This is a genomic window from Blautia sp. ZXY-1-C6 (genome assembly GCF_056339875.1).
The window spans coordinates 1-10,495 of sequence record NZ_JBWJVQ010000019.1 but is presented as its reverse complement, the minus strand read 5'-3'; the positions used below and the strand labels follow the sequence as shown (position 1 = coordinate 10,495).

9 protein-coding genes are annotated in these 10,495 nt (G+C 44.3%); 2 read left to right on the top strand and 7 right to left on the bottom strand.

The features are described 5' to 3' along the window. Positions 1-30: 30 nt before the first annotated feature. Complete coding sequence (gene glgD / locus AC075J_RS00880) at positions 31-1,146, top strand: glucose-1-phosphate adenylyltransferase subunit GlgD (RefSeq protein ID WP_055057948.1); 1,116 nt, start codon at positions 31-33, stop codon at positions 1,144-1,146. A 269-nt stretch (positions 1,147-1,415) separates the two neighbouring features. Beyond that, on the top strand, positions 1,416-2,012 hold the full coding sequence (locus AC075J_RS00875; RefSeq protein WP_055054124.1) for a 50S ribosomal protein L25: 597 nt from the start codon (positions 1,416-1,418) through the stop codon (positions 2,010-2,012). Between the two features lie 120 nt (positions 2,013-2,132). Here the strand turns inward: AC075J_RS00875 and AC075J_RS00870 are convergent, their stop codons facing one another. The 7 genes from AC075J_RS00870 to AC075J_RS00840 form a co-directional block, all read right to left on the bottom strand. Then, positions 2,133-3,683 carry a PucR family transcriptional regulator gene (locus AC075J_RS00870; RefSeq protein WP_476389853.1) on the bottom strand — a complete coding sequence of 517 codons (1,551 nt, stop codon included), beginning with the start codon at positions 3,681-3,683 and terminating at the stop codon, positions 2,133-2,135. 107 nt (positions 3,684-3,790) lie between these two features. Continuing rightward, positions 3,791-4,426 carry a cobalamin B12-binding domain-containing protein gene (locus AC075J_RS00865; protein ID WP_025581283.1) on the bottom strand — a complete coding sequence of 212 codons (636 nt, stop codon included), beginning with the start codon at positions 4,424-4,426 and terminating at the stop codon, positions 3,791-3,793. A 411-nt stretch (positions 4,427-4,837) separates the two neighbouring features. After that, positions 4,838-5,374 (bottom strand): DUF2284 domain-containing protein, encoded by a 537-nt coding sequence (locus AC075J_RS00860; RefSeq protein ID WP_022381148.1) that lies wholly within the window; start codon positions 5,372-5,374, stop codon positions 4,838-4,840. Positions 5,375-5,526: 152 nt separating this feature from the next. After that, positions 5,527-7,260 (bottom strand): ASKHA domain-containing protein, encoded by a 1,734-nt coding sequence (locus AC075J_RS00855; protein ID WP_476389852.1) that lies wholly within the window; start codon positions 7,258-7,260, stop codon positions 5,527-5,529. Positions 7,261-7,644: 384 nt separating this feature from the next. Next, positions 7,645-8,280: a corrinoid protein gene (locus AC075J_RS00850; RefSeq protein ID WP_008705414.1), complete on the bottom strand. Its 636-nt coding sequence runs from the start codon at positions 8,278-8,280 to the stop codon at positions 7,645-7,647. Between the two features lie 76 nt (positions 8,281-8,356). After that, a complete protein-coding gene (locus tag AC075J_RS00845; RefSeq protein WP_026649855.1) occupies positions 8,357-9,175 on the bottom strand; it encodes a methyltetrahydrofolate cobalamin methyltransferase in 819 nt (272 codons plus the stop codon). 42 nt (positions 9,176-9,217) lie between these two features. Continuing rightward, positions 9,218-10,252 (bottom strand): uroporphyrinogen decarboxylase family protein, encoded by a 1,035-nt coding sequence (locus tag AC075J_RS00840; RefSeq protein WP_008705416.1) that lies wholly within the window; start codon positions 10,250-10,252, stop codon positions 9,218-9,220. Between the last annotated feature and the right edge of the window lie 243 nt (positions 10,253-10,495).

Sequence of the window (10,495 nt, the reverse complement as noted above, 5' to 3'; positions counted from 1 at the left end):
TAGCGAAACGCGTAAAGGGGGCAGAATAATATGTATAAGGCATTTGGAATCGTAAGCTCTTCCGGGAGAAATATTTATGTAGATGGTATGCAGGATTATCGCCCGATCGGTGCGTTTTCCTTCCTTGGCAGATACAGAGTCATTGACTTCCCTATCTCCAATATGACCAATAGCGACATTGACCGTATTCAGGTCTATATCAATAATAAACCCCGTTCTGTTGTAGAACACGTTGGAACAGGACGTCATTACAACATCAACTCCAAGAGCGGCAAACTTCAGCTTCTCTTCTCAGAGCACAATAATGACAATGATATCTATAACACCGATATCTCCTGCTATCTGGATAACATGGAATCACTCAGCAGAATGTATCATCCGTATGTTGTCATTGCCCCGAGCTATATGGTTTATTCAATTGATTTTGACCAGTTTTTACATACCCACATTGACTCCGGTGCAGATGTTACTCTCCTTTATCACGCTGTTGATAATGCAAAAGAGGCTTATCTTACCTGTAATGTTCTGGGGCTGAACCGCCAGAAAGGTGTGGAATCCATCGAACCAAATCATGGTAATAAGAAGAATCAGTATGTTTATATGGATACCTGTGTTATGAAAACAGAGCTTTTCATCAGCCTGATCAAAGAAGCCAAGAATCTTTCTTCCATGTACACACTGACAGACATCCTGAATGATAAATGTGAAACTCTGGATATCCGCGGCGTTGCACACAAGGGATTCTTTGCAAGCATTACAGACTTCCCAAGTTACTATGCTGCAAACATGGCTCTCCTTAACTACAAGTCAGCTCAGGAACTTTTCCATGAAAACTGGCCAATCTATACACGTACCAATGATTCCTGCCCGACTCAGTATTTCAATACTGCAGATGTGAAGAATTCCGTAATCTCCAACGGCTGCCAGATTGAAGGTACTGTTGAGAATTCTGTAATCGGTCGTGGATGCATCATTAAAAAAGGTGCTGTTGTAAGAAACAGTGTTGTTCTCGCTGAAGCTACTGTAGGTGAGGGTGTTCACGTAGAGAATGAAGTAGTCGACAAATGGGCGAAACTCGTTCATAAAAAAGAAATCGTTTCCCCGACTGAACAGCCTGGTTATATCAGAAGAAATGATACTCTGTAATTAATGATTAATTAGATTAAATGCAAAGCCCCCCCCGGAAGCGGTCACTTCCGGAGGGCTTTGTTTGTGTTTACTTAAATTTCACAAACTCTTCACATTTTCCTCTTGCATTTCATTTTTAGCGTGTTATAATACAGCTGTAACAAAGATAAAGAACAAACAACTGAATACTTAAAAATACTTAACACCACCTGGAGCATTTCGGATGCTCATAAATTGAAGATAGTGTCAAGCGTGTCACCTCAGCTGTAAAATGGAGGAAAAGTCAAATGAATACTTTAAAAGCTGAAAAAAGAACAATGGACACAAAGGCCAAAAGATTAAGAAGAGAAGGCTACGTTACAGGTAACGTATTTGGCAGAGAGATGGAAGGTTCTCTTCCTGTTAAAATCGAGAAATCTGCTGTCGAGAAACTTCTCAAGACAAATAACAAAGGAAGCCAGATTATGCTGGATGTAGATGGTCAGTCATATGACGTACTGATTAAAGAGATCCAGTTCAATCCGTTAAAAGGACAGGTGGATGAAATAGATTTCCAGGCACTGGTAAGCAACGAGAAAGTACATTCCGTAGCAGAGATCGTACTTGTAAACCACGACAAACTGGAAGCCGGTGTATTACAGCAGCATCTGGAAGAAATCTCCTTCAGAGCTCTCCCATCAGCACTGGTAGACAAAGTTATGGTAGATGTCGGTGACATGAAAGTCGGCGACGTAATCAAAGTCAAAGACCTCGCCATCGCCCAGGACAAAGATGTAGACTTAAAGACAGACCTTGAAGCTGCAGTTGTATCCGTAGCCGCCGTTCATGTAGACCCGGCTCTGGAAGCTGAAGAAGAGGCTGCTGCCGAAGAAGAAGCTAAATAACATAATATCTCTTTTAACATTTATTCAGGTACGCTTAAGCGTACCTGAATTTTTTTATCAAAACATCTCCCTCTACAAATAATTGACCTTTCCAGATATCTGCACTATTCTGCTCCCGTACTATTCTTTCTCTTGCTCCTGCTCCAGCAGCCTGAATGACAATTCCAGATAAAAAATTTCCTCCGGATCATCCAGCTCAGACTGCAGGATTTCCTTAATCCTGTCCAGCCTGTAAAGAAACGTACTGCGGTGGATAAACAATTCCCTTGCCGCCTGGGTTGCACTGAGATGCTGCTCCAGATACACTCTCAATGTCTCCATATACTGAGTCTGATTCTCCTCATCATGCTTCTTCAATTCCAGCAGCCCTTCATGACAGATCATTGTTCCCGGCAATCTTCTTGTTGCCTGTTCCAGAATATAGGTCAGTGCCACCTGACCGAAATAATGAATCCACAGATAAGGCTTCTTACGGCTTCCTACATCCAGAGCCGTCTTCGCCTGCACATACTGCCGTCTCAGATTCATATGTCCTGTCATCACCCTGCTGTATCCGGCTTTCAGATAAGTATCCCTGATAAAACAAACCAGTTTTCCGGCTACTTCCTCCTGGCTTTTTCCAAGTCTGGTAAGGTCAAAAAATGCCACAATTTCATCCTGATAAAGAAAACTCACAGAATCCTCAAATTTCTTCTTAATATATCGGCAGATTGCCTTTGTGGAAAGATTCTGCTGATTCAGATAGGTAATCTGCAGGATCAGGCACATATATTCATGATTCCCACTCCATCCCAGTTCACTCAGTTCTCTACTCACCTGCATATAATCCGCAGTTCTGTCCGACAAAATCCTGACAAAAATCTGCTCCATATCCCTGTCCGGATCTTCTTCCTCCGCTTCATGCGCAAGCAGATACTCCAGTTTCTCCACCAGAATGTCCAGTACACAGATAACTCTCAGTGTAATCTCTGATCTGCACTCAGTCAAAACCAGCCTGTGAGTTGCTTTCCCATCCACAAACAGATTTCTGTTCATCGAACGACATCCACTGATATAAGCCGGAAACATTACATATTCATGTGTATCTGCCATATCTCGATAAGCTTCATTCTGCAGAAGCGCATTTACATATTCCATATTCAACCCGTCATCTGTATACAGCCGCGCCCTCGGCGGCAGATACTCGCTTCCCGCTTCCGCCACGAAGGTAAAATCCAGTCCTGTTACAGACATCGGATTCTGCAGAAATTCCGATGTCACCTGCAAAAGCCTGTCCATTCCGGCATGTTCTAACATCAGATCATGAATCTTCCGTTCCCATTCATCAGCCGCATCAAAAATCTCCTGCACATCATTCATAAATTCTGCTATTTCTTCCAGACTATCAAGTGCAATATGAATATACGGAATCTGCTGAAGCTCTTCTGATGCAGCATCAATTTCCTCTCTCCCACAAAATACCCAGAGTATATTTTCAGCAGTCAGAACTGCCGATTCCCACTCTTTGTCATATCTCTGTACCACATAAACATGCCCATGTCGAAATGTTTCTTTTTTTTCATAACACAAAAAGGGGCGCAGATATCCGTCTGAACCGGATAAAGTTCCCCTTTCCGTAATTTCATATTTCTCTTTTATTTTTTCATATAAATAAACTGATGACAGCTGCAAGTCTACAATCCTCCTGTCACATAATTGAAGCACCTATTTTACCAGTCAATTCTATAGCAATTTAACTCACATTATGTCTTTCTTATACGTACCTGTCAGCCCGGTTCTCACACAATAAACGTCTTCGCAACTTCCACAGCCTCAATACAGTTCTCTGTATAGGCATCTGCTCCCATATTCTTCGCCAGCTGCTCCGTTACTGCACCTCCACCAACCATAATCTTAAATTTATGCTTACTGCTGCTTCGTTTCAGAGACTTCACCACCTGCTCCATCTCCGGGATTGAAGTACTCAGAAGTGAAGAGATACACACGATCGACACATCCGGATTCTGTTTCACTGCACGCAGAAACTGCTTCTCAGAAATATCCACTCCCAGATCGATCACCTTAAATCCGGCACTGCGAAACATGATTGCAACCAGATTCTTACCTACATCATGCAGATCACCTTCCACCGTTCCAAGGATTACAGTTCCGATATTCCTCCTGCCAAACTGCGAGTCCTGTTCCTCCAACAATTCAAAACCCTTGCGCACACTTCGGGCTGCTGCCAGAATTTTAATAATATCCGCACCATTGGATTTGTAATTCTCCCCCACTGTTCGCATAGCCGGAGTCATGGCCTCTTCCACAATCCGCCCTGCAGGAATATGCTGCTTCAATGCCTCCCTCACCAGCTTCTCTGTCTCCCCCGGATGTCCGTCTTCAATTGTTTTTCTTAACTGTTCCAGTACTGTCATATCCTCAAGCCACCCTTAATACCTTCTGCCAAAAATCCCCCGCCCTGCGGCGAAGGATTTTTTGTTTTTTCAAACACGCTCTGCGCTTTCAATATCTGTATTTTATCATAGCTCACTGTTATTTACAACGAAAACTAACTTCCCCTTCCGCAACCTCCACAGAGAATGTTACTGTTCACTCCGTTCTCAGTAACACGCTTCGCGATGCACAGAATTTATGCTAATCGCATAAATTCGCGCGGTATATCTCGGGTTTTCTGTGACCTTCGCTCACAAAAAACACCTCGCGGGATATTACCAGTGAACAGTAACCAGAGAATTTACTTGATTTAAATCAAGCAGATATTCGTAATCCGCTTCGCTACACCAAATAACTGCTCCACAGGGGACTTACTTGATTCGGCTAAAATATTATTCCAGAAGGTAACAACTCGTATAAGCAATCGTACAATCCCCATAATAATACTGTAGCTCATTGGCCTGGCAAACCTGTGTTACCAGCATCCCGTAAGCCTCCATCGATGAGAAAGCCTGTTTCGGAAACCTGCATGGAGCATCCGGATAAGTACAGACCTTACATTTCGTACAGCATCCCGCACCAATCGCCAGCATATCCGGATAAATCTCCCGAAGTTTCTTCTCAAATTCCACAAAATACTCCTTATGTCTGGCTTCCGTTTCCATCATTCCCTCGCCATCAAAAACATCCTCCAATTCACCAACTGTCTGAACAATAATCCCATACTTATACTGCCGGACTTTCGCTTCACATTCCTCAAGAGAGCCACATCCCGGAGGACAGCTCCAGCACTTATCATACTTATGACAGGTATCTGCTGCACACATCTGTCGAACCTCCGGCTTCAGCTCAATCGTATCACAATCCAGCAACACCACATGCGAAAACCCCTGCTCCATTCCCATTTGCTCTATTTTTTTTATATCCATAATCTAACCCCTTACTCTCTTGTATAGTCTATAGCAACCTCATCAGGCAGATAAAATTATCCTCTTCGCGCCTCAGTTCTGCACCGAATAACTGCTCCGCAGTTTATCAGAAGAAATCTGCACTTCTCAATAATTCAATCAGGCGGATAAAATCATTCACCTGTCTCAAATCCCAGTTCATCAATAAAATGATCCTGAAAATCAGCCGAAGCAGCCAGCTCAACGAATTCAATCTTTCTCACCAGCTCATCCATCTCCAGCATTTCCTTCTCATTCACAAGTGCGATCTTCGCCCCCTCACCAGCAGCGTTTCCCACTGGTTTCACTTTCTTCACAAGCGTCGCCGGAAGCAAGCCAATCTTCCCGGCACTGACCGGATCCATATAGTTGCCAAAAGCACCTGCAATATATACCGAACAGATATCATCTTCTGTAATCCCAAGCCGTTCCATAAGCATCTGAATTCCCGCTGCAATCGCAGCTTTCGCAAGCTGAACCTCTCCGAGATCCTTCTGAGTCAGATAAACCCCTCTCTCATTACCGCCCCGCTCTGGCGGTACCAGAATAAACACACCTTGCTTCTCCTGTCCGCTTCTCAGCACACCATTCTCATCCAGCATTCCAGCATCCAGAAGACCCGCCACCAGATCGATCAATCCCGAACCACACAAACCAACCGCCGGCTTATTCCCAACAGTTGTATAGTTCCACTTCCCATCCTCATACTTCACATGATCCACAGCCCCGGCCGCGCCACGCATTCCACACTCAATCTTCGCACCCTCAAAAGCAGGCCCGGCCGCAGTAGAACAGGTCACCATCCGCTCCCTGTTTCCCAGAACCATCTCACCATTCGTTCCAATATCGATCATCAGAGAAATCTCTTCCTGCTGATCCGGCCTGATAGCCAGCAGACATCCACAGGTATCCGCTCCCACATATCCTGCAATATCCGAAAGCATGATCAACTCTGCACGCTCCTGCACAGCCAGACCATAATCCCCCGCATTCAGCACCAGCCTCTCACTCACAGCCGGAGTATAGGGCGCATGTACCAGCGAAGCCGGAGAAATCCCCAGAAACAGATGATGCATACAGGTATTTCCCACAACACACACCTGAAAAACATCCTCTCTCCTTATCCCTGCATCCTCTGCCAGACTTCCCAACATCTCATTAACCGCTTTCCGAACACACATACTTAACGCTTCTGTTCCATGCTCCAGCGCATAATTCGCCCGCATGATCACATCCGCACCATACTGCGCCTGCGGATTCATCCTGCTCTCAACTGCCAGAGTCCTCCCATCCGCACCATCCAGCAAATACCCCGCAATGGTAGTCGTCCCAATATCAAACGCTGCCAGACACCTCCGACCAGCTTCCTTCCTCATTTCCAGAATCCGCCGTCTACTGTAAATCACATACCATTCATCAGAATCCCTGCGCATCCCATACAATTCACCCGCCAGCTTCAGATCCACCTCCATCTGCCCCGGCTCAACCTCACCATCTGTCTCCGCCAGCGTATCCAGCAGCCTCTGCCAGTCCGACCGCTTCTCCCCTGTTTTCGCCTTCTCCAGCTCAACCTGAGCCATCCGTAGTCCCGGTTCAAACACAACTTCTCTGTTAAATCCATCCGTCAAAATCTTTTCATTGCCAGCCCTGTCCAATGTCTCCACTACACAAGTCTCACCTTCACCAATCCGAATCTGACACGCCTTAACAACTTCACCATTAATCTTAACCAGACACTTCCCACATTTCCCCAGACCGCCACAAGGCGCATCCGGCCTCAGTCCTGCCTGAATCTCCGCCTCCAGTACCGATATCCCATCCTCCACCTCTATCTCAATATCCTCACGCACAAACTTAACCCAAGCCATAAAAACCTCCCACATATCCAATCCAAACATCACAACAGCCAACAGCCAGCTCAGAAAAATATTTTATTTCATGTGCATTTGCAGGGGTCTTAGATATTCTTAGCTCTCAGAAATCTGCGTTATGAGCAGACTGTATCACTGTCTGAGCGAAGTTTGCAACGGAGCGAGTTTGAGAAGGCTGCTCATGCCTTTAGCAGATTTCTGAGAGGTTAGAATATCTTAGACCCCGAAACCGCACATGAAATAAAATATTTTTCTGAGCGTCCCCTTTTTCCCATTATAACACACTCCAAAAAAATCCCAAAATACACGAAAGGACCACTCCACAGAGCAGTCCCCTCATAATATTTTCATGTTATACTAAACCCGCACAAAACAATCAGATCAAGCCGCCAACTTCTTAGCCAGTGAAGCCGCACTAGCCGCATCATCAGAATATCCATCAGCACCAATTTCCTCAGCAAAAGCTTCTGTAATCGGCGCTCCGCCAACCATAACCTTAATATTACCTCTGAAATCCGCCGCATTCAACGCCTCAACAGTCTCCTTCAGAGCCGGCATAGTAGTAGTCAGTAGCGCAGAAAGAGCAATGATCTTAACATCCGGATTCTCTTTATAGCACTCAATAATCTTAGCCGCCGGAACATCGACTCCAAGATCGATCACCTCAAATCCGGCACTCTCGATCATCATGGCAACCAGATTCTTACCAATATCATGAAGGTCACCGGAAACCGTAGCAATGATAACCTTACCAAGTGCACCTGTAGAACCAGATGCCAGATGCGGTTTCAGAACCTCAACACCTTTCTTCATAGCACGAGCTGCAACCAGCATCTCCGGAACAAAGATCTCACCATTTTTGAATTTCTCACCAACTACAGACATCGCACTGATCATACCATCATTCAGAATCGCAACCGGATCATCACCCTCATCAATGGCTTCCTGTACAGCCGGTCCTACTAATTTCGCTTTCCCTTTTTCAACTAATTCCGCAACTTCATTTATCTTAGACATAATCAAATCCTCCTGTTATTTCTCAATTTCAGATTCCAACCACTTAATTCATTTACACAGTTTCTGCAGATTCAACCTACTTCTTCTTTGTTGTACCAATTAAGCCTTCTCTGTAAGCCCCTATATATTCCATACAATAATCATCCAGACCAAGTAATGCTTCTGTTGCATAAACCAGTCCAAGCATATCCTTATTTGTCGGATCCATAATTCCACTGTCCAGTCCTGCATTCATTGCCAGTACCAGGAACCCGTAATTAATCAGCTTACGAACCGGCAGATTAAAGGAAATATTACTGATCGCTGCCGTAATATGAATGGTCGGATACTGCTCACGTACACTTGTGATCGTCTCAATATTCGTTGCAATACCATCCTCAGAAGTACAAAGCATCTCAACCAGCGGATCAATGTGAATCCTGTCCGGAGCAATTCCGTACTCTTTCGCTTTCGCCATGATCTTGTCAAAAACTTTCAGACGGTCTGCTGCACATTTCGGAATACCTGTATTGTCACTCAGCAGCGCAATTACCTGCCATCCCTCATTTCCCGGCTCAGCCATGATCGGGAAAATCGTATCAATCTTATGTCCCTCTCCTGATACAGAGTTAAAAATTCCAGGTTTCTTACAGAACTTATAAGCCTGTGCCAGAACATCCGGACTCGGGCTGTCAATTGAGATCGGAAGATCTGTAACCTCCTGAATACAGTCGATCATCCATTTCAATGTTTCCACTTCTTCCGCTTCCGGAACAGAAGCGCAACAGTCAATATAAGTAGCTCCGCTTTCCGCCTGAAGCTTTGCTCTTGCTTTAATAAATTCAGAGTCTCTTTTCGCGATCGCTTCTGCAACGATCGGGATAGAACCATTAATTTTCTCACCAATAATAATCATTTTCAAACACCTCCATAGCATCATCCTCTGCAACACCTGAGATCAGAACATAATCTGCCATGGAAGCCTTGTAGATTCAGATGCCTTAATGCCAAATTTCTCTTCATTCAGCTTGTCAATGGAATCACAGAGAGATTTATAAACACCCGGATAAACAGAACCAGGGCCACCCTGAGCGATACACGGAATAAAGTATTTGTTTCCACATTCTTCGCAGACACGACGTACCACTGCATCACAATTCTCATCTGTCCAGCCCTCAAAATCAACTGCACGATTTTCGATACCGCCCATGAAGCTGATCTTTCCGCCATATTTCCTGATCAATTCCGGAAGATTATTGGTTTCCATACATCCCTGCCATACATCGATCCCCATCTCAATCATAGAAGGAACCAGTGTTGCTGCGTAACTGTCAGAATGATGGATAACCAGCTCAACGCCATGACTGTGATAATATCCGTAAATTTCTTTATATGGCTCAAGTAAAAATTCATCAAACATTGCAGGACTCATAAATGTACTGTCCAGTCCACCCCAGTCATCATGATGGAATAATGCATCAGGATGAAGGTTGGAACAGATACCTTCAGCAAGTTCCAGTTCCCACTCTGTCAGATATTTGATCAGATCATGCATTTCATCCGGATTAGTAATATAATAAACCAACGCATTACTGATCTCACACAGATGATGAGTCTGCTCAAATAATCCCGGTGCAACGAAAGCTGCTTTAAATGCCTGTTCTCCGTCAACTGCATCATACTGAGCCTTCACCATATCCCACTGATCCTGGGTAAATTTCAAAGACGGTGCATGTACATAGTCTTTCCAGTCTTCAATATCCTTTACCACGATCTTGTCAGGAGTATGTACAGGAAAAGAACCCGGAACTCCTTTCGGGAAAGTATTGGTTACTCCCCATGCATTCACTACATTTTCCTGACCCGGCTGAAGCAGCGGGTTTGCAAACATAAACGGATGAAAAAGAAGCTGTACTGCTTCATACTGATTAACAAATCTGTCAGGATTTCCGCCTTTTATAACTTCCAGCATATTCTGTTTCGGTGTTAACATATAATCTACCTCCTCATGCAATATGAAAATGCCCCCACATTCCCACATTTGTTTGTTTAATTTGTCGTTCTTTATCTCGTTTACGATGATTTTATTGTAGCATTTATACAATCCAAAATATATAATCAGATATGCGGATTTTTCACGCCCGTATTCCTACAAATTGTATGAATGCATCTCAAGTATTGTGCCAACAGTAACCGGCAGCCATATAATAAATTTTAAAATCAACCGTAAATACAC

Coding starts and splice junctions, on each gene's coding strand:
- glgD (WP_055057948.1), top strand. CDS start 31: ATGTATAAGGCATTTGGAATCGTAAGCTCTTCCGGGAGAAATATTTAT.
- AC075J_RS00875 (WP_055054124.1), top strand. CDS start 1,416: ATGAATACTTTAAAAGCTGAAAAAAGAACAATGGACACAAAGGCCAAA.
- AC075J_RS00865 (WP_025581283.1), bottom strand. CDS start 4,426: ATGACAGTACTGGAACAGTTAAGAAAAACAATTGAAGACGGACATCCG.
- AC075J_RS00860 (WP_022381148.1), bottom strand. CDS start 5,374: ATGGATATAAAAAAAATAGAGCAAATGGGAATGGAGCAGGGGTTTTCG.
- AC075J_RS00855 (WP_476389852.1), bottom strand. CDS start 7,260: ATGGCTTGGGTTAAGTTTGTGCGTGAGGATATTGAGATAGAGGTGGAG.
- AC075J_RS00850 (WP_008705414.1), bottom strand. CDS start 8,280: ATGTCTAAGATAAATGAAGTTGCGGAATTAGTTGAAAAAGGGAAAGCG.
- AC075J_RS00845 (WP_026649855.1), bottom strand. CDS start 9,175: ATGATTATTATTGGTGAGAAAATTAATGGTTCTATCCCGATCGTTGCA.
- AC075J_RS00840 (WP_008705416.1), bottom strand. CDS start 10,252: ATGTTAACACCGAAACAGAATATGCTGGAAGTTATAAAAGGCGGAAAT.